General features: G+C 39.6%; 17 protein-coding genes. 6 read left to right on the top strand and 11 right to left on the bottom strand.

Annotated features, from left to right (window positions below; genetic code table 11):
• Window positions 1–364 precede the first annotated feature (364 nt).
• Window positions 365–1021 carry a Qnr family pentapeptide repeat protein gene (locus MTCD1_RS13520; RefSeq protein WP_057181431.1) on the top strand — a complete coding sequence of 219 codons (657 nt, stop codon included), beginning with the start codon at window positions 365–367 and terminating at the stop codon, window positions 1019–1021.
• A gap of 354 nt (window positions 1022–1375) precedes the next feature.
• Here MTCD1_RS13520 and MTCD1_RS13515 read toward each other — a convergent pair whose 3' ends face one another.
• Together MTCD1_RS13515 and MTCD1_RS13510 are read right to left on the bottom strand one after the other, a co-directional pair.
• The gene (locus tag MTCD1_RS13515; protein ID WP_057181432.1) at window positions 1376–1948 is read right to left on the bottom strand and encodes a tRNA-(ms[2]io[6]A)-hydroxylase; all 573 of its coding nucleotides are present in this window, start codon (window positions 1946–1948) and stop codon (window positions 1376–1378) included.
• Window positions 1949–2139: 191 nt separating this feature from the next.
• Entirely contained in the window at window positions 2140–2709 is a 570-nt protein-coding gene (locus tag MTCD1_RS13510; RefSeq protein ID WP_438819288.1) for a sulfotransferase, read from the bottom strand.
• A gap of 304 nt (window positions 2710–3013) precedes the next feature.
• On the opposite strand from MTCD1_RS13510, the gene MTCD1_RS13505 reads away from it, so the two are divergent.
• Window positions 3014–4867 carry a GNAT family N-acetyltransferase gene (locus MTCD1_RS13505; protein ID WP_057181434.1) on the top strand — a complete coding sequence of 618 codons (1854 nt, stop codon included), beginning with the start codon at window positions 3014–3016 and terminating at the stop codon, window positions 4865–4867.
• 192 nt (window positions 4868–5059) lie between these two features.
• A complete protein-coding gene (locus MTCD1_RS13500) occupies window positions 5060–6019 on the top strand; it encodes a histone deacetylase family protein (RefSeq protein WP_057181435.1) in 960 nt (319 codons plus the stop codon).
• Between the two features lie 157 nt (window positions 6020–6176).
• Here the strand turns inward: MTCD1_RS13500 and MTCD1_RS13495 are convergent, their stop codons facing one another.
• Window positions 6177–6530 carry a hypothetical protein gene (locus MTCD1_RS13495; RefSeq protein ID WP_057181436.1) on the bottom strand — a complete coding sequence of 118 codons (354 nt, stop codon included), beginning with the start codon at window positions 6528–6530 and terminating at the stop codon, window positions 6177–6179.
• Between the two features lie 239 nt (window positions 6531–6769).
• Here MTCD1_RS13495 and MTCD1_RS13490 point away from each other — a divergent pair, with 239 nt between their 5' ends.
• Entirely contained in the window at window positions 6770–6952 is a 183-nt protein-coding gene (locus tag MTCD1_RS13490) for a hypothetical protein (RefSeq protein ID WP_057181437.1), read from the top strand.
• A gap of 179 nt (window positions 6953–7131) precedes the next feature.
• Here the strand turns inward: MTCD1_RS13490 and MTCD1_RS13485 are convergent, their stop codons facing one another.
• Entirely contained in the window at window positions 7132–7350 is a 219-nt protein-coding gene (locus tag MTCD1_RS13485) for an NRDE family protein (protein ID WP_231733046.1), read from the bottom strand.
• Between the two features lie 124 nt (window positions 7351–7474).
• Between MTCD1_RS13485 and MTCD1_RS13480 the strand changes: the two genes are divergently transcribed.
• Together MTCD1_RS13480 and MTCD1_RS13475 are read left to right on the top strand one after the other, a co-directional pair.
• Window positions 7475–8449: a hypothetical protein gene (locus MTCD1_RS13480; protein WP_057181439.1), complete on the top strand. Its 975-nt coding sequence runs from the start codon at window positions 7475–7477 to the stop codon at window positions 8447–8449.
• Between the two features lie 265 nt (window positions 8450–8714).
• Window positions 8715–8984 carry a hypothetical protein gene (locus tag MTCD1_RS13475; protein ID WP_057181440.1) on the top strand — a complete coding sequence of 90 codons (270 nt, stop codon included), beginning with the start codon at window positions 8715–8717 and terminating at the stop codon, window positions 8982–8984.
• Between the two features lie 428 nt (window positions 8985–9412).
• Here the strand turns inward: MTCD1_RS13475 and MTCD1_RS13470 are convergent, their stop codons facing one another.
• The 7 genes from MTCD1_RS13470 to MTCD1_RS13440 form a co-directional block, all read right to left on the bottom strand.
• The gene (locus MTCD1_RS13470; protein ID WP_057181441.1) at window positions 9413–10357 is read right to left on the bottom strand and encodes an FAD:protein FMN transferase; all 945 of its coding nucleotides are present in this window, start codon (window positions 10355–10357) and stop codon (window positions 9413–9415) included.
• A 117-nt stretch (window positions 10358–10474) separates the two neighbouring features.
• Window positions 10475–12331, bottom strand: a complete 1857-nt coding sequence (locus MTCD1_RS13465; RefSeq protein WP_057181442.1) for a protein-disulfide reductase DsbD — start codon at window positions 12329–12331, stop codon at window positions 10475–10477.
• A gap of 103 nt (window positions 12332–12434) precedes the next feature.
• Window positions 12435–14399, bottom strand: a complete 1965-nt coding sequence (locus tag MTCD1_RS13460; RefSeq protein ID WP_057181443.1) for a WD40 repeat domain-containing protein — start codon at window positions 14397–14399, stop codon at window positions 12435–12437.
• 11 nt (window positions 14400–14410) lie between these two features.
• Window positions 14411–15685, bottom strand: coding sequence for a DUF3570 domain-containing protein (locus MTCD1_RS13455; RefSeq protein ID WP_057181444.1), 1275 nt, complete (start codon window positions 15683–15685; stop codon window positions 14411–14413).
• Between the two features lie 41 nt (window positions 15686–15726).
• Window positions 15727–15966, bottom strand: coding sequence for a DUF4266 domain-containing protein (locus MTCD1_RS13450; protein WP_057181445.1), 240 nt, complete (start codon window positions 15964–15966; stop codon window positions 15727–15729).
• Window positions 15966–16433 carry a TlpA family protein disulfide reductase gene (locus tag MTCD1_RS13445; protein ID WP_057181446.1) on the bottom strand — a complete coding sequence of 156 codons (468 nt, stop codon included), beginning with the start codon at window positions 16431–16433 and terminating at the stop codon, window positions 15966–15968. The genes MTCD1_RS13450 and MTCD1_RS13445 overlap by 1 nt, the downstream gene beginning before the upstream one ends.
• A 100-nt stretch (window positions 16434–16533) precedes the next feature.
• Window positions 16534–19623, bottom strand: coding sequence for an immunoglobulin-like domain-containing protein (locus tag MTCD1_RS13440; protein ID WP_057181447.1), 3090 nt, complete (start codon window positions 19621–19623; stop codon window positions 16534–16536).
• Window positions 19624–19705: the final 82 nt, after the last annotated feature.

Below are 19705 nucleotides of genomic sequence, written 5' to 3'. Positions count from 1 at the left end.
TATATAGCGCACAAAAGGGCACAAAATGGCAACAGTAATTGTCACGGCATAGCTTTATTTTCACCATTTTATTTAGGCCGATTAATAACCTGATACCAACAGTTTAGACGTTAATACTTTTACTCAGCTAAGGTAATTAACGGACGTACACGTTTTAGCTCCTAGAGCTTTATTTTCATCGGTAAACTTTCTTCATCCATCACGCATCTCTGAAAATAATTTTACCGCACTAAAAATGGCATTTTACCCCCTTTAAGAGGCTATTTCAGCGTCTTTTAACTCATTGTTTTTACTAGTATTTAATTGATGGCTATTTTAACTACCTAGGTGGTAATCTTCACGCACTATCACTTGGAGGGCTATAATGCCGACAACTAAAAAAGACTTTATTGAGCACGACTTCTCTAACCAAGACTTGCAAGGCATGCGCTTTGAACAATGTAATTTCTATCGATGTAATTTTAATAGGTCTGATTTAAGCGATGTTGAATTTATTGAATGTAGCTTTATCGAACAAGGTAGCATTGAGGGCTGCCGATTTGATTATGCGAACCTACGTGATACTAGCTTTAAGCAGTGTCGATTGTCTATGGCTAGCTTTATCGGAGCGAGTTGTTTAGGCATAGAGTTTAGGTCTTGTGACTTGAAAGGGGCTAACTTTGTTAAAGCGAGTTTTGAAAATCAAATTTCACGTCAGTCATACTTTTGTAAGGCCTATATCACCGGATGTAATTTATCTTATGCAAACTTTTCTGGTGTGCGTATTGAGAAGTGTGACTTATTTGAAAATCGCTGGCATGGCGCTAACTTGCAAAGTGCTTCACTGAAAAATTCAGATTTAAGCCGCAGTGAATTTTCAGAAGATGCTTGGGAGCAGTTCCAAATGCAAGGTTGCGACTTAACACATACAGAATTAAATGGTCTCAACATCAGGCGAGTTGACCTTGATGGCGTAAAAATTTGTCATTGGCAACAAGAGCAATTACTAGAGAGCTTAGGGATCCTAGTATTACCCGATTAAAACGGATAATAGCTATTAAGACCGCTCAAATTGTCTTATCAGCAAGCTATTCTTTTATCGCTAATATCAAGTTAATTATGGAAGTTTCCCTTATTATCATTCACTTCCTTTTAGTGCACTTAGTTACCCGTAGCCAATTTTATTTAACCAAAAGAAACGGTAATCTAATAAACATATATAGTGGCGTAGCTTAAAAGTGTATTGCTCAATTAAAAGGAAAATGCACGGAGTTGACGTGAGTCAATGAGTATCTAATACCCGTAATCAATCAAGATGCAAGTTTCAGAGTGCACTTTGAATGGTTACGGGTATAGCTGCCTTTATCGGGCGATACACGAATAAGATAAAATACTATTAGTGGAGAATTGCGCGAATAGGTAGAGCCGCACAAATTTTAGCTTCAGCAATTAAAATTTCTTCTAAGCGCTGGTCAACTTCGGCTTTATCACAATACTCGTACGCCAGCTCAACAAATAAGTTTTTATGTTTTTCTTCTGACTTAGCAATGGCGACATAAAAATCTTTATCTTTACCTTCAGGAAGTGCTTGTGAAACTAACCAGAACTTCTCATAACCACGCGCTTCAATAACGGCGGCAACCAGTAATCTATCCATCATAAAATAACTGGTGCCATTACGGAACAAGGCGCGGAGCTGGTTAATGTAAGGGTCTTTTTTATCTTGACCTAAGGTGACATCGCGGGCGACAAGTAACTTTAATACTTGTTTAAAATGAATAAGCTCTTCAATGGCTAAATCAGTCATAGCGCGAACCAATTTAGCTTTGTCTGGATAATGAGACAGCATTGCCATTGCCATACCTGAAGCTTTCTTCTCGGCTGCAGCATGGTCTTGCAAAAACAAGTTAAAGTCAGCCATAACGGCATCAACCCAATCTTGGCCAGTGTGGTGTTTTAATTCAAACATATTTACTACTCTCTAAGACAATATTTACTTAATGGAAATTACTCAATACAATTGGCGTGATTTTACCTGTGAACTTTTCACTCTACAATAGCTAAGCTAACTTGGCTGAATAAAATATTTTATCAAAAAGGTTTAATAAAAAACTTTACCTATAAAACCTTTATAAATCCCGCGTTAGTCATTACCTTTTACTAGTAAAGCAGCTTATCAATTTTGCCTTTATTAGTAGATTCTACTTTTAACGTGTTATTAAGGCCTTGCCAGGCTTTTACTTTACCGCCAAGGTTGATTTTTTTAAAACCGCCCTCTCTGGCCTTGTCACTATCAATATTAACAAAAGCTAACATTTTCATATAACTGTTTTTATCACTGACATCTATGGTCAATAGGTCTTGAGATCTGTCTTTAAAGTAATCGTCAATTCCCTGTTGATGACGGCTATAACAGCTAAGAAAGAATTCATCACTGTTAATATTATTGGCCGTTAATGGTGCAAAAACTTCATTATAACAACGTTTTAAATGCGGATTAAAGCCGCCATCGGTGCGCTGCAAATTCACTATCATGCGCTGTAATAACTGCTTGATTGATGGCAACCATTGTTCTGGTGACCGAGTGAGGTAAATAAACTTACTATTAGGAAAGTGTTTATCCAGTTTTTGATAATCACAAAATATCGGCGTATCGGCAAGTACCTGCGCTTCTACAAAGGCATTTTGGGTATAGACATTATGCGCGGTTTTAAAGCCTTGCTCTAACATGGCTAAACAAACACTGGTCGTTGCTGTTCTGGGTAAACCTATGATAAAAATTTTTCCGTCAAACACTAAACTAAACCCTTAAAATATGAAAAGACATAAAACTGATACATCAGCGAAACAGCAGTAAAATCACACTAAATCACGTTAAAAACAGCTAATTATAACTTATTTCATCATTTAACAAACGCACAATTGACAGTGATCAATAAATACCTTATTGATGAGAGCATACTAGGTAAATACCTAAACAAAGACTAAGCAATGCCTAGTCTATTTATAGCAAAGAAGTAGCCAAGGAAATTTCATGACAGCACAAGATGAGCAACGTGATAGTGTCAACTGGAGTGATTACTTAAAGTCCGGTAATCGTATCTTTATCGGCTCCAATGCCGCGGTACCGAATGCCTTGATAGATGACTTAATAGCCAATAGCCAAGGTTTGCATGATATTGAGACCGTCCATATTCTAACCCTTTCTGAAAATGTTTGGGCCAAGCGCGAACATAAAGATTTATTTAAAGTAAATAGTTTATTTATTGGTGGTAAAAATATTCGCGAAGCTATTGCCGAAGGGCGTGGTGACTATACCCCGTGTTTTATTTCCGATGTGCCACGCTTATTTCTTGAAAATATTTTACCCCTCGACGTAGCACTTATTATGGTCAGCCCGCCAGATGAATATGGTTACTGTTCATTAGGTGTCAGTGTTGATATCGTTTCTTCCGCAGTAAAAGCAGCTAAATATGTTATTGCCCAGATAAACCCGAAAATGCCACGCACTAACGGTCATAGCTTTGTTCATGTAAATCAAATTCATGCCTGGATAAACGTTGCACAAGACCTACCACAAATAAAACCACCGGAAGTGGATCGCCGCAACGAGCAAATAGGTCAATATGTTGCTATGTTGGTTGAAAATGGCGCTACCTTACAAATAGGCATAGGTAAAATTCCCGAAGCGGTATTGCGTTATTTAGGTAATCACAAAGACTTAGGTATTCACAGTGAGATGATATCTGATGGTGTGGTTGATTTGATGTTAAAAGGCGTGATTAATAACCGCAAAAAAACCTACCATAAAGGTAAAGCGGTAGCGACTTTTTGTATTGGCACGCAAAAAGTTTATGATTATGTTGATGGCAACCCACACATAGAATTTTATCCGTCAGAGCATATCAACTCACCGGTAAAAATCGCTAAAAATGACAATATGGTGTCTATTAATAGTGCCATTGAAGTCGATTTAACCGGTCAGGTAGTTTCAGACTCTATTGGTTATCAATTTTACAGCGGCATTGGTGGACAAGTTGATTTTATTCGTGGCGCATCACTGAGTAAAGGCGGTATGCCTATTATTGCCCTGCCCTCAACTACCCGAGATGGCAAAATATCTCGCATTGTTGCCCATATCACTGAAGGTGGCGGCGTAGTAACTTCGCGCGGCCATGTGTCCTATGTGGTGACCGAGTTTGGTATTGCCTCCTTGCGCGGTAAGAGTATTAGAGAGCGTGCCTTAGAGCTGATCAGAATTGCTCACCCTAAATTTAGAGATAAATTACTTGCCGATGTGCGTAAACATTATTGGGTACCAGAATATCAAGAAAGCTCTCCGAGTTCGGTACCTGAACTAGGCTCAATTGAAATGAAGCGCTTTAATTTTGCCGATATTAATTATATCTTAAGGCCACTTGCGCCGGCAGATGAGCGAAAGTTACAAGAGTTTTTCTATTCCCATAATAAAGAAACCTTGATGATGCGCTACAACCATCACATTACCCAGATGACCAGGGAGAAGTCCTGTAACTTGGTCAGCGTTAACCAACATGTAGATCTTGCCTTGTGCTTTACCAAGAAAGATTCTTTAGGTGAAGCGATTGAGGCCGTGGCTCGATATTATTACATTGAAAGTATTAATAGTGGTGAGGTGGCCTTTGTTATTAAAGAAAGTTTGCGTGGCCGCGGTATGGCAACTACCTTACTCGGTGAAATTATTACCATCGCCAAGATGCGTAAACTAGATAGCCTAGTGGCTTGTGTTCGCAGTGATAATGGCTCTATGTTAAAAGTCTTCGAACGTTCCGGTTTTGTCCGTCAAGCCAGTGATGATTACGATGAAGTGAGTTTAAAGCTGACCCTGAATGAAGAAAGTACACCTTAAAGTTTACTTATAAATACTTACGATTAATTAACAAATAAATTGAATACCCAGTGACTGTTCAGCTTTAAGCACTATGGTGCAAGTAAAAGGAAAAGGCACGGAGTTGACGTTAGTCAATGAGTACTTTTGACGCCTTAATTGAACTTTAACGAGACAAGCTGAATATTCACTCGCTAAAAAAAGAGAATAACTATGCCAGTTGGAATAATAGGCCACTATAGATGTGGCGAACATGACATGGGTGAGCACCACCCTGAAAATGCTAAACGCTTAACCGCTATTTCAGACCAATTAATTCGTAGTGGCTTAGATTACGTCGTCCGTCAATTTGACTCAAAGCCTATTGATAAAAGCTTGCTAACCCTAGCGCATACACAAGAGTATATTGATTTTGTTTTTGATAATGCGCCCAATGAAGCGAAAGGCGAAGAACACTTTATCGTCGGTGCCGACGCAGTAATGAATACAAAATCACTGACCGCTATTTTGTATTCCGCCGGGGCTGCGGTTGATGCGGTTGATCTCGTCATGGATGGCACCCTAAGCGCGGCATTTTGTGCCACTAGGCCGCCAGGTCATCACGCAGAACATGATAAAGGCATGGGTTTTTGCTTTTTTAATAATGTTGCCATCGCTGCCGCTTACGCTAAACAAAAGTATGCTTTAAAACGCGTCGCCATAGTCGATTTTGATGTCCATCACGGTAATGGCACCGAAGATATTATTAAGAATCACTTTATGGCCACAGCCAAGGATGACAAAGGTTACCTGTTTTGCTCAAGCTACCAAGACCCACTGTACCCCTTTGAAGTTGAAGAAAGTAATACCGCACCTATTATCAATACCCCGTTAGCGGCAACAACAAAGGGTGAGCAGTTCCGCGAAAAGTTAACTGCACACTGGTTACCGGCATTACACCAGTTTAAACCCGAGCTAATCATTATCTCGGCGGGCTTTGATGCCCACATCGAAGATGATATCTCCCAGGTGAGTTTAACTGAAGGTGATTATCGTTGGATAACCGATGAACTTAAAGTTATCGCCAATAAGTATGGTCAAGGCAGAATTGTTTCGGTGCTTGAAGGTGGTTATGCTCCCAGTGCACTAGGGCGAAGTGTTGTTGCTCATATTAATGGCTTGATTGGTAATTAATCGTGATTAAATATTAAGCAACCGCGCGATTAAAATCCCGCCTACCGTAGGCGGGAATTCATTCGCGCTTTTCGTTAAGGAATTTATTCGCGCTTTCCGTTAAGGATAAAGCGAGGCTTAGAAATACCACGCCACAGATACTTGCACATGGTCATCATTACTTAAGGCTATAAAGTAAGTCGTTTTCATCATTACTGTGTAGCAGTCTGACATCAACACTGACAATAACATTAGCACCAAAGCGACGGTTTGCTTCAATAAGGAAACTAAAGGCATTGTGGTCTAAATCACTGCCTATGCCCATTAATAACTCGCTACTTTGCATATCATTAAAAGCTAATCTTGCTCCTAAAAACAAGTCATTTTGCAGCAATGAACCTTCCGCGCTTAGAGCAACTTCACCGCGTGAATCCCAACTGTGTTCCATCAATAAACCTAAGTCGATATTCGAGGTAAATACACCAATAAAACTGTATTCAAAACCCGCTGGTGTTGCCCAAAAATCTTCCAAGCTGGTGCTGCGATGTATGCCCTCAAATCCCCATAATCAGCATTAACACTGCCCTGCTGTAATAAGTTGTCATCTAATCGATTGCAACTTATTACAGCAGGGCGACGATGTTTGACAGTTTAGTTTTTATATAGTGGTTACAATGAATTTAAGTTGAGTTGTCAGTTTATGTTTTTGATGTGTAGGTAATACTTTAAATGCTCTGCCCCCCTCGGTTTTAATACAAAAAGGAAAAACAAGTGATAAAAACAACAAAAGAATGGTGTGAAATATACGATAAGAACAAGTGTGACTATCCTGACTGGTTAAAAGAAGCGGTTAAAAATAAAAGTGGAAGTTTAGACTCTTGCTTAGAAGAAGATCGTAGAGAGGGAAATTCAAACGGTGAAGCTGTTTTACTTGGCGACGGCATTTATATGTAGCTGACCATTTTGAAGTAAAAATTTTATTTATAATTGAGGCGACAACAATCCTGACACAGTAGGAGACAAATTAATAATAAGTTCGTTGGTTGCGATTTATCCTACGGGATTAAATTTCAGAAAAAAACTAAAACCCAAAAAAGTGATTACTTAAAGATAATTCCGATGGAGTTACCTTCCTACAAACGAAATTGTTGCTTTGCTACACATTGACCTGAAGGTGCATAACTTTGCTCATATACTTCAACACGTCCTTCAATGTCTTGCGTAATAATAGAGGTTGTTCGTGTGCCATATGTTGGGGATACTATAAAAATAGCACTGAGTAACTGCTCCCATTCTTCAGTAAGCCCTGTTTCAGGAAGTAAATTTGGCAACGCTTGTTTATCATTGGTCATTAAATCAAATAATGCATAACTATTAACTAGCAACTATTAACTAGGACAGCCACCGTTATGGCAAAATTATCGGTCTGAACTAAGGTTAAATCATCACTTGATATTATATTTAATCGAGGCTTACATGGCTGTGGCAAGAAAAAGACAAATAAGTTTAATTGATACCCCCTACTATCACTGTATTTCTCGCTGTGTACGTCGGGCTTTTTTATGTGGCAAAGATAAGGTTACTGGTCGGAGTTTTGAACATCGACGTGCTTGGGTTGAAGATAAACTGCTCTCTTTAGCTGATGTTTTTGCCATTGACGTTTGTGCCTATGCGGTAATGAGTAACCATAGCCATTTGGTACTCTTTGTTGATGAAGAAAAGGCCAAGTCGTGGTCAACTGTAGAGGTTATTAATCGTTGGCACCAACTATTCAAGGGCACACTACTGACTCAGCAATATTCACGCGGTGATGAATTAATAGCGCCCTTGCAAGCCATGGTTGAACAAACCGCTCAAGTATATCGGCAGCGATTAACGGATATTAGCTGGTTTATGCGGGTGCTTAATGAGGATATAGCAAGACGGGCCAATCGTGAAGATAACTGCACTGGCTGTTTCTGGGAAGGCCGTTTTAAATCTCAAGCCTTGCTTGATGAAGCCGCGATTATTGCCTGTATGGCCTATGTTGATTTAAATCCCATTAGGGCAAAAATAGCGACTACGCCTGAGCAATCAAACTACACCAGTATTAAGCAACGTATTAAAGCGGCCCTACATGGTAAGCAAGCAGAAAAGTTACTACCTTTCATAGGTAATGAGCATAAAAATAAACCTAAAGGGCTTACCTTTACTATTGAAGATTACCTTGAGCTAATTGATTTAACTGGGCGCTGTATTCGCGCAGATAAATGCGGTTATATTGAAAAAAAGCAACTTAAAATCCTGAATCGCTTAAACATCAGCGCAGAAAACTGGTTAACCTTAACCACACAATTCACCCGAAGGTTTCATGGCGCAGTGGGGCATGCTGAGGTGCTCAGTGATTTTTGTCAACACCAAGCACTACACAGGCGAACGACATTAGCAGTCTGTAATAAACTGCTCGCTTAGCACTCGTATTCAAAGCGTATAGGCATTATATTCTTTTGATATTGGCAGACGCTAAGGCATAACGACAATCTCAATTCAGCCAATATGCAGTAAAATACATTTTTAGCACCCAAACCGTAATCAGTCGCTTTTAAAATGAATTACCCTTTACGTTTTCGGCACTATGTAGCAACCCATATGCTTAAAATTAAAGATAATTAAAGATGGCTGTCTTTGTTGTTTTCTATGTAGCAATCCATATGCTTAAAATTAAAGATGGCTGTCTTTGTTGTTATTCTTAAAATTAAAGATAATTAAAGATGGCTGTCTTTGTTGTTTTGTTCGCGCAGATAAATGCGGTTATATTGAAAAAAAGCAACTTAAAATCCTGAATCGCTTAAACATCAGCGCAGAAAACTGGTTAACCTTAACCACACAATTCACCCGAAGGTTTCATGGCGCAGTGGGGCATGCTGAGGTGCTCAGTGATTTTTGTCAACACCAAGCACTACACAGGCGAACGACATTAGCAGTCTGTAATAAACTGCTCGCTTAGCACTCGTATTCAAAGCGTATAGGCATTATATTCTTTTGATATTGGCAGACGCTAAGGCATAACGACAATCTCAATTCAGCCAATATGCAGTAAAATACATTTTTAGCACCCAAACCGTAATCAGTCGCTTTTAAAATGAATTATCCTTTACGTTTTCGGCACTATGTAGCAACCCATATGCTTAAAATTAAAGATGGCTGTCTTTGTTATTCTGTTTTTGTTGTTTTTGTTTCTTAAAATTAAAGATGGCTGTCTTTGTTGTTTGTTTTTAAAGATGGCTGTCTTTGTTGTTCGTCGTTGTTTGTTGTTTTTGTTGTTTGTTTTTTGTCTTTGTTGTTTTTTGTTGATGTGTTGCTATTGTTCACATTAAATGAGGCGGCTAATTTCCGCAGTGCAATAAAGCTTTGATCTTAAATGATAGTAAATAACTAATTGAAAATATTTTGATGCAACCTTAACTGTTCATCAATTAACACCACCTGAATTTCTGGGTCTATAGCTAAATTAGCATTGAGCATTAACGCCGTTGAATATATACCACTGGTTAATACTGACGATGAAATAACCGTAGCGGACAGCATTTTTGCGTTATTATCGGCATTACTTGCGGTACTGCTTGCTTCGCTGCTGTTATCGCTGTCTTTCTTGTTACTTTCATTACTAATAATATGAGAATAGCTTTTTCCTTCAACAACCCTGCTCCGTTCATAATGTGCTGACGTGGTTAAACCTTGATCGGTTAAGGTTAACATGGCGATATTCTGTTGTGGATTTTTGGGGTTTTTAATAGCGACAGTAAACGCTGTGTTATCGGGTTTTTTACCATTAACATAAATATCGCCACCAAAATTAATTAACGCTGACAAGCCTGCTTTTTTAGCAATGGCCCCGGCTTGGTCAACGGCATATTCTTTTATTACCCCACCGAGATCAATTTTCACATAGCGATTATCAAAATGAATTTCACCGGGAGTTAACCACCATTTATCCGCGCCAATATAAGGTATTAAACGTTTTCTACAGTGTTCTATTTCGTCAATGCTGGCTAATTTGGCACATTGTTTTAAGGTACCTGTGGTGATATCAAAAATATTATTGGTGTTCGCTGATAGGGCTTTTACTAAGGTTAATACCTGATGAGTTTCCGCATCTATTTTAACTACGGCGACGCTTCTATTATTGATGGTACTGATAAAGGAATCTTCACTAAAAAAGTTATATTTCTGTTCTAATCGACGGGTGTTTTTTTCAATTAAATACGCAACCTTTTTGGCATCTTTGCCACGTTTTGCATAAAGTATAATTTCACAAGGTGTGGTCATGCAGGTAAATTGATGACAATGTTTTTTCGGCTGCTTATCGGTTGTTAACATGTGATTATTTATCTTGTTAGGAGCTGGGTGTTATTATTTTTAACGTTACCAATACAAAAGGTTATCACAGTAATATACCGCGATAACCTTTTTTGACTATAACATTATTATTCAAAGCTAGTTGTTATTAACTGCTTTTAAAACATGGGCATAAAATTTATCTGCTGCGGTATACCCCACAGTACGGTAACCCTTCTGCTCTTCGCCTTTGTCATTAAAAAACAATATTGCTGGCGGCCCTAAAATATTGAAATGTGCTAATAACGCGGCATCTATCTCATCATTTTCGGTCACATCAGCTTGTAAGGTGATGGTGTTGTTTAAGGCCTTTTTCACCTTGCTATCAGTAAAGGTTGTTTCTTCCATTTCAATACAAGCAATACACCAGTCCGCATAAAAATCTAACATAACCGTTTGATTATTCTGACTTGCTGTTGCTAGCGCTATATCCAGATCGTCAAGACTTTTTATGGTAGTAAAGTTAATGCCTTTATGGCTAATATTTTGCGCTACATTACCGCCGCCAGTGAAGGCTTTAAGTGGCGCTAACAGGTTATTAGTACCACTAGCTACCCCAATAATAAGTAAAGAACCCACTAAGATGAAGACAAAACCACAGCTTTTCCAGAATAGCTGCCAAGGGGAGGTTTCTTTACTATGCTGCAAACATGCACCAAGATAAATACCTGAGAATATTAATAACAAGGCCCATAAAAACTGCGTCACTAGCGGCGGTAATATTCTAGCCAATAACCATATTGCCACCGCAATCATCATCACACCAAAAGCTGACTTTACCGCCACCATCCATGCGCCTGCTTTTGGCATAATTTTACCGGCTGAGGTACCTATAACTAATAATGGCGCGCCCATACCTAAACCTAAGGCAAATAAAGCCGAGCCGCCCAACAAGACATTACCGGTTTGTCCTATATATATTAAGGCACCTATCAGTGGCGCGGTAACACAAGGGCCGACAATTAATGCGGACAGTATGCCCATAATGCCGGCACTGGCCAGCTTGCCACTTTCTTGTTTATTACTGATATTATTTAATTTCTCCTGTATTGACGCCGGCATTTGTAATTCATAAAAACCAAACATAGACAATGACAACAAGACAAAAACAGCGGCAAAACTACTTAATATCCACGGGTTTTGAAACCATATTTGTAGATTGGTGCCGAACAATGCCGCTAAAATGCCAACAACCGTATAGGTTAATGCCATCGCTAATACATAGGTAAGTGATAGACTAAAGGCACGGCGAGTTGACAGCACCTTGCCTTGACCAATAATTATCCCCGATAAAATAGGGATCATAGGAAATACACAAGGGGTAAACGCTAATAATAAGCCGAAGCCAAAAAAGCTCAATAAGGTTAAGAAGTAATTATCTGCTGATAAACTTGCTGCGATAGTATCTTGCTCAGATAATAAAATAGCTGGCTTGCCCGACGAACTGTTAATGTTTTTAACTTCTAACTCTTTTTCATCGCTAACTTGGCCAAGCTCACTCAGTAAATCCTTAATAGCTATGTGACTTTTAATCGGTGTATAACAGACACCCACATCAGCACAGCCTTGATAACGCACCTTAAGCCGCGCATGTTCAATATCACTCGGCTTACCTATCATAGGAAACTGCACGGTGATTTTATTTCTAAAAACCTCAACATCACCATAGGAAGCATCAGTTAACCGAGTACTTTCAGGAAATACTCCGGCAGCAACCGTTACTGCTGATAGCGATGATGATGTTTTATCTGCGCTTATTTTTATACGCTTTTTATAAAGATAATAGCCATCTGCTATATCCCACTGAGCGATTAAAATATTCGGCGCTTTAAATGACGTTGAAAATTTAAAGGCCTTATTGGCCGGTAATAAATCTGCCTCATTCACCGCTAGTGTTATATGAGTGACGAATATCAGACATAAAAACAAACTGCTTTGAATTATGTTTTTTAACATGAAAAACCTCTTTAAAAACGAAAATATAGGCGATAAAAGACGGCACTTGCTAAATACTCCAAGTGCCATCTTTATATTTTATTGACTAACAAAAGTTGAGGGACTATGGTTTCCGATGAAGTTCAAACCAGGTTTGCACATCTATTTCATCGGTCACCGATGAAATATCAAGCACTTGCACACCATTTTTTATCGAGATAACCAGCTTGTTATTATCAACAAAAGCAATACTATTGATGGGTTTATTAACCAATGAATCACTGTCGACTTCCGTTTGGTAAACATCAATAAGTTTGGCTTCACCCTCAATGGCATACAACTCAAGACGACCATCCACCATAGCGATAGCGGCTAAAGTGCCATCAGCAGATATTTTAAAATCTTTAATACTTTTCACCACCGCCCATGATTTTTTCAACAACGGTTGAGCACGGGTGCTAATATCGTATATTGATAACACTTTACTATCACGTAAATACCAAGCAATGGTATTACCATCAGCTAAGACATTATATGACCGTGGGTAAACACTGCCCGTAGCGAAAAAACCAAGCTCTGCACCTGTGTTTATATCAACAATAGCAACGCCAACACGTGAGCCATATAAACTAGCAAATAAAGTATTTCCTAAGTTATCTAGCGCAACAGCGCGTACTTTTGAGTCAAAGGTTACGGTTTGCACCACACTAAAATCAGCGACATTTAATACCTTTGCTTGTTTATCTTCACCCGATAAGGCGATATACGTGCCATCATAAGAAATAGCACTATGATTTAAGCCAGAAAAACTAAAAAAGTCGGTGGTATTTTTAGAGTCTTCGGCAAAACGTTTATCGGTAATTAAGTGAGGGTTTGATAAGTCAGCGCGGTACAAACCAACACCAAGTTCACTACTGTCGCCTGAATATTTTTCAACACTCACCAGTACGTTTAAGGCATCAGGTGTGACCAGCAGCTGATTTACACTTTGTTCACTGGCCCCGGTAAAGGCATCAATGTCATAACGCTCAGTTGGTGAGCCGGCAAAAAGGTTTAATGACAATGTTTCTGGCTTATCTTCACTCATATCCAAAACAATTAAGCGGTTATGATATTTTGATGCCACCACAGCTAAATTCTGCTGCACATGAACATCAACACTGCTTTCATCATCATGGGCTAAACCCCAAACTATGGCCGTAGCAGAGAGTGACGCGGTGACCTTATTATCCAAATAGCTTTGTGCCTCTATATCAGCTTCAGTCACCACCACTTGATAACTATTGTTTTGTACCATGTTATCTAATACTGCGGCCGTTGCTTTGTAATGGCTAAGGTAGTTACTGCTACCAGCAAGCTCCTGCGCCAATAATAAACTGGCACTAATACTATTGGCTTGAATGCTAAGTTCACTATCCGCAAGCTCAATATAGTCTTGTCCTAGCAATAGTTCATCATTACCAAAAACCAAACTACTGGCTAACAGTTGCGCACGAGCGAACTCTGCTGAGCTTAAGCTATTAGGATTAAAGACCATTTCGTTCATGGTTAGAGTGGTGAAGACCGAAATATTGATATTGTGATCAGTGCTGTTATCCGGAGCGGGGGCATATAAGGCCAGGGGCTGAGAGACTTGTTCACTATCGTCCTCATGTTGGACACTTAATGCCAATAATGGCGCTTTGTTGGCAATACTGCTGGCAAGTAGCGATGAATCAAAACTATATTGACCATTTTCATCGCTATACTCAATCGGTTCAATACCTTCATCACAAAGACCATTTCTATTAAGGTCAAAACACACTTGCGCGTTAGCCCAATAGCTGCTGGCAAAAATCCGCCCTGATACACCACCTTTATCTTGGTATGTGATTATCGGTGTTACCTCAGTAGCATCTTTTTCATTGATTGTGCCATCGGCTGAAAACGCAGTACCATCCGGTGTTGCACAGCTAATAGTGCTCGATATTTCTCCCGTACTTTCGAGCAAACAGTTTTGTGCTTGGTATTCACTTTCGGTACAGCCTGAAAGTAATAACACCTTGGATATCATGAGTGTTATGACACTCAATTTAAATGATTTTTTCATTCATATATTCTCTAATAATGATACTGTGCGCCAAAATTAACCCAAGCAAAGGTTAAGCCACTTGACTGCTGCTGATAGCCGGTAACAATATTCCAGGTGAGTTTATCGGTAGGTAAATATTCAACAGCAAATTGCACGGTCAAAGAGTCAAAATTACCTAATCGATGATCGGCAGAAGCGTAACCTGTTTCGTCAAAGACATAGTCGGTCGCGTCATGTGCTTTAAAGAAATTTGCCGCGCCTTGTCGGTAATAACGTAAAGCCGGCGACAAGCGAATTTTATCCGTCACGCGATGATAACTCTTCGACTCAATGGTATGAGAATCCACATCCCAACTGTCTTGATAAAATCGATAAGATATATGCCACTGGGTGTAATCATTAAGCTGGCTAACCGTTTGCGCCGAGATACCACCGGCTTTACGTTGCTCAGGTCGAGATTCTCTGGCTAAATAGTATTTAAAGTTAACCGGCGAACCTAAAGTAACTAATTCACCCTGGGTGACATTGATACGTCTAACGACATTAAAATAGGGATTCGATAAATGACCCTCTTCTGCCATATAGAAAACATTAAATTTACCAACCATGTGACTATTAAATACCTGGGTAATACCCACTTGATAATTGATTAACGAAAAATCATGCCATTTATCTATTGCATAGTCATACACTTCATTAGCCATGTAGGAAACACCAACCGTAATCGCCCGGTTTTTGCTAGTATCGGTATACATCATATATTCAGCCGAGATACCGGTATTGATAAAGTCACTTTCTTTTGAATAACTTACGCCAACACTTATCTCGTTGCGCATTTTCCGTGTTCGATAGGTATATAATAAAGCCGCTGAATTTCGGTGATCCTCTAACTCGACGTTACTGTAGGAAAAGTCATCTAAGTTGCTTGAACCATCGCCAATAATACCCGCTATGGCTCTGGTATCTCGACATAAGGTGTAATAATTACCCTCTTCATCAATACAAGATGATGCGCCAGTACTGGCATCAGAGGTTGCTGTTTGTGAAGCGCCTGAGACAGTATCCCAGGTAGGTGATGCACCTGAAATGGAATCCCAATCAAATTCGACATTTAAAGTATGATCCAGACCAAAGTCGTGCTCTATACTCATTTTTCCGTCTTGTACCTTAATACGATCATCATTTTCTTGATAAGTCTGCATTTGAATAGCGACTTTATTTTCGGCAACACTCGTTAACGGTATTACCGCACTAACGACTGAACTTACGATAAGCAAACTCAGTTTGGTATTATTTTTTTTCACGTTTTCAACTCCGTAGCACACGTTTTGCTAAGATGATGGTTTTAGTTACAGCCACAGCCGCCACCAGATACACCACCACCACCTTTAGTGGCCTCTTTAGAGGTGTAAATATGCTCATCAAATTTTTTAATCATCGGATTGGGTCCACCAAAACGCATGGTTTCCTGAGCCAAGGTGGCTTTTTGCCAAGGTTTTACTGCTTCGATGGTTGAACAGGCGGTACAAACAAAACACGCCAAGATAATGGCTAAGTTTTTAGTGGCTTTTATCGACGACAACATTAAATTATCACCTTGAGTTTTGCTAAATCATCTTTAATCTTTTCATCGATATTATCGACCGCGCCAATGCGCTTACCGACAATTTTATTGTCGATAACATAATACAAAGCCGGCATACCAATAGGAGAAAACTCGGCAATAAGGCTTTGGTCAGTGTCATTAATTACCGGGAAGTCGATAGCAAGTTCTTGCTGGAAAGCTAAACCCTCCTCCAGCTCTTCATCGACATCAATGCCGATAACATACGTTTTTTGTTCGGTATCTGCTTTAATAAATTTTTTCATGTCGGGAATTTCTTTCGCACAGGAAGCACACCAAGAAGCAAAAAAGTCAACGACACCCACTTTACCAGCGGGAATGTTAAGTATTTGTTGTGCTTTTTTACTGATGGTATCGCCAATTTCATGGCTGACTGCGAAGTTAATAGGTAGTAGTGATAACATCAAAACAAGGGGGATAGTTTTCATTTTACTCGCCTTTCAATGGAGACTGTTAATAAGGGATTTATAACGAAGAAATAAAAAGCAGAGTTAGTGAAGTCACTTACTCTGCTTTATCTGGGTTAAATTATTCCGTAGGAATGACTACTGCACTTAACCATCGACCTTTATTATCGCCACTTCTAATACGGTTACTGTAGATCACCGTATCACCATCACCAGAGACTGCCATTCGGTTTGGTCCGTCACCTTCAGTAGTCAGCGAAAATGCCACTTCGGTTAAGCTACCATCAGCCGCTATCTCTAGTTGGTAAACACCGGTTAACGCCGCGTCTTTTGTCCTTTGCACTGGTAGGAAAAGGTAGTTGCTACCATTTAATTCTCTACCTACTGCGCCGTAGATCCGACCTCCGGTGCCGGTGTAAAACATTTGTCGAGAAGATTCATCAAGGCTTTCATTAAAGCTAACCACATTGCCATCATAATCAGTAATAAAGACAAAACCATTGAAGTACCAAACTCTCGCAATTTCCTCAACTGTGGCTGAGGCACTAGACCCGTCAGCAGCCGACATAATTATTTTATTTTCACTATCACGTTGGTAAACACGACTAGCGTCATCATTAATTGCCGGCGGACCATATGTTTTATAGTCAGCTGCTGCCATCTCAATGGTATGGCTTAACTCGATTTCACCCGTGTCTCCTAAGCTATAAATTTCAGCGATATAACTACCGTCTGCTTTTTCAATCATAACGGCAGCGATGGATTGCTCACTATTGAAGCCAGCTTTCAGCGGTGTACCCGTAGTAATATCAATACTAGTCGTTACCGTATCCGCTAACACACCAGCATCATCAAGGGCTACGGTAAATATTCTCGCTTGTCCGTCAGTATCATCAAGCGCGGCACTAATACCTACAGCATAACTTTTGTGTATTCCTACACCGACCAAAGATTCAAAATCTGCATAGATTCTTGGCGCTGAAGGTGTGCCAGAAACAAGGCTTAGTTCGCTATTGATTAATTTTAAGCTAACAAAACCATAGACATCGTCATCATTTTTAACCGGTGAAATACTGATGTCACCATCGTAGTTAACGGCCATATATTGTGAACTGTGATCTGCCATAAAGACTGAGTGTGCCGCGGGTAAGCTCGCGGGTGTTTGACGAATACTGACAGCAAAATCTTTGCTAGCTGATTCAGAGAGATTACGGAAATTAAAGCTAAGACTAGCGGTTAATATACCGGTTTCATCGCCTGAACCATTGTGAGGACGAGTTACTGCGCCAATTTCTGGGCTGTCATCATTTATTGCATCAGCAGTATTAATACTGGTTGTGGTTGAAGACCAAGCAATAGCAGAGCCTGCACCGCCATCAATTTCAGCGGTTAAGCTAAGATCAGAGACAATAGCCGTTAACGAACCACCACGATAAAGATTACCGGCAATAATGGCGGCTTTATCCAGTGCTATTGCAGCTGTTGGTGAGATAACGTCGCCAACAGCATATTTAGTTATCTGGTTAAAACCACGACCAGCCGCAAAAATATTGCCATATTGATCGACGCTTGCCACACGAAGGCGCTCATCGGCAACAAATTTTGCCGAGACACCTAAGTCGATAGCATTTAAGTCAAAGACCCACACTTCATAACTGTCTGAAGCAAATATTGCGTATTGATTATCCGCGCTAACCTCACCATAAAAGACATCACTGGCTAAGGGTAGTTCATCGGTTAACACCATGTTTTCTAGATCAATTAACGTCGCATAATCATCTAAATAACCCAGTGCTTTAGTACCGTCATGATAAAATTTCAACTGACTAAACGAGGTCGTTAATTCAAAAGAAGCTTCAATTTCATTAGTGCTGACATTTATTTTGTAAAAGCTACTTGCTACCGCGACGACCACAGGATCAGCCGTATCATCAGCGGCAATACTTTCAGTGATTGCGTAAATGTAAGTGCCGTCAGGTGAAAAGAACTGGCTATCAATATTGCTTAAACCACCCGCGTCTGCAGCCGCTACCGTTGCACCGGTATCAGTTAAATCTAAATTTAATATTAAGGTAACGTCTCTATCTCGGTCTTCAACATAAATTTTATCGCCAACGATTTCAAAATCACCAATAAAAGCACTGGCATAGCGTAAAACAGATGAATCGTTGTAATCAGCAAAGCTGCCATCATCATTTATTTGTACACGGAATAAACCGTATTTATCATCATTGTCGTTACCGATTGCGTCCTCATTACGTGGACGAATATTAATATAAACATATTGCCCATCAGTAGATGCCACTGCACCACGTAACCTATGTTCACTTGCTCCGGTAACACCATCAATTTCGTAACGTTCACCATCTACCGCGGCAAAAAGACCATTAGCCGCAATAACAGGGGTATCACCACTAGTATCAATTATCATTAAGCCATTATGGTAATGCATGGTCATAGCCGTTAAATTACGACCCGCTAATGGAATGATGAAATCAGGTGTTTCATCACCATCAGATTGTTGCCAAGTAAGTTCGGTTCCGCTTAATTGGTTATCCCGTTTAGCAATAGACTCAGCATTAATTTGATCTGCAGTGACGGTAACCTCAAAAGTTTCGCTCGCGACAACTTCATCAATAACGGCAGCAATAGCTTTAGCTGTGTGTGCTGTCGGCGCTACAACGAGTGCCGCTTTAATTGAAGCTTGTAGTTGGCTTGCTTGGTCTACAGCAAAACTGCCATCGGTTTCAAGGCTCAATTTTTCTTGGATATAGCTCGCCGCTAAATTAGTATCACCTGCAACCGTTGGGTTAAACAATATTTCATTACTAATTATCGTACCGTAAGCCGTAATGATGGTAGTAGTGGGCGCCGCGATAAATAAACTGCCATCGTTAAGCTCAAGTAAGCGTGAATATTCATCAGAATAAAAATCTTCCGGTATTTCGCCAGCAGAAAAATCTGCTTTACTTGGCTCATTGCTATCACATTGACCATTATTATTTTCATCAATACAAAGTAAACCACTTGCTAATGTTGGGTTTAAATCCACCTCAACAACAGCACTCTTAACCACAGTATTCTTAACATCAGGGTTTTCAGTACTGCTGCCACAACCGCTAAGTACTAAGGTACTGGTAGCTAAAATAATTGATATTTGTACTGAGATTTTATTTTTTTTTATCCTTGATAACACACTTATTTTTCCCATTACTGCCTTCTCCATATGTTGTTTTTAATAGTTTTAACTATAAATCCATGTTTATTTTTGCAGTAGCATACCTACTAATTAC

The organism is Colwellia marinimaniae, from assembly GCF_002207865.1.
GTDB classification, from domain to species: domain Bacteria; phylum Pseudomonadota; class Gammaproteobacteria; order Enterobacterales; family Alteromonadaceae; genus Colwellia; species Colwellia marinimaniae.
This window is presented reverse-complemented; position numbering and strand designations above follow the sequence as displayed.

Coding starts and splice junctions, on each gene's coding strand:
- MTCD1_RS13450 (WP_057181445.1), bottom strand. CDS start 15,966: ATGTTGTCGTCGATAAAAGCCACTAAAAACTTAGCCATTATCTTGGCG.
- MTCD1_RS13460 (WP_057181443.1), bottom strand. CDS start 14,399: ATGAAAAAATCATTTAAATTGAGTGTCATAACACTCATGATATCCAAG.
- MTCD1_RS13520 (WP_057181431.1), top strand. CDS start 365: ATGCCGACAACTAAAAAAGACTTTATTGAGCACGACTTCTCTAACCAA.
- MTCD1_RS13445 (WP_057181446.1), bottom strand. CDS start 16,433: ATGAAAACTATCCCCCTTGTTTTGATGTTATCACTACTACCTATTAAC.
- MTCD1_RS13465 (WP_057181442.1), bottom strand. CDS start 12,331: ATGTTAAAAAACATAATTCAAAGCAGTTTGTTTTTATGTCTGATATTC.
- MTCD1_RS13470 (WP_057181441.1), bottom strand. CDS start 10,357: ATGTTAACAACCGATAAGCAGCCGAAAAAACATTGTCATCAATTTACC.
- MTCD1_RS13480 (WP_057181439.1), top strand. CDS start 7,475: ATGGCTGTGGCAAGAAAAAGACAAATAAGTTTAATTGATACCCCCTAC.
- MTCD1_RS13515 (WP_057181432.1), bottom strand. CDS start 1,948: ATGTTTGAATTAAAACACCACACTGGCCAAGATTGGGTTGATGCCGTT.
- MTCD1_RS13500 (WP_057181435.1), top strand. CDS start 5,060: ATGCCAGTTGGAATAATAGGCCACTATAGATGTGGCGAACATGACATG.
- MTCD1_RS13485 (WP_231733046.1), bottom strand. CDS start 7,350: ATGACCAATGATAAACAAGCGTTGCCAAATTTACTTCCTGAAACAGGG.
- MTCD1_RS13505 (WP_057181434.1), top strand. CDS start 3,014: ATGACAGCACAAGATGAGCAACGTGATAGTGTCAACTGGAGTGATTAC.
- MTCD1_RS13510 (WP_438819288.1), bottom strand. CDS start 2,709: ATGTTAGAGCAAGGCTTTAAAACCGCGCATAATGTCTATACCCAAAAT.
- MTCD1_RS13440 (WP_057181447.1), bottom strand. CDS start 19,623: ATGGGAAAAATAAGTGTGTTATCAAGGATAAAAAAAAATAAAATCTCA.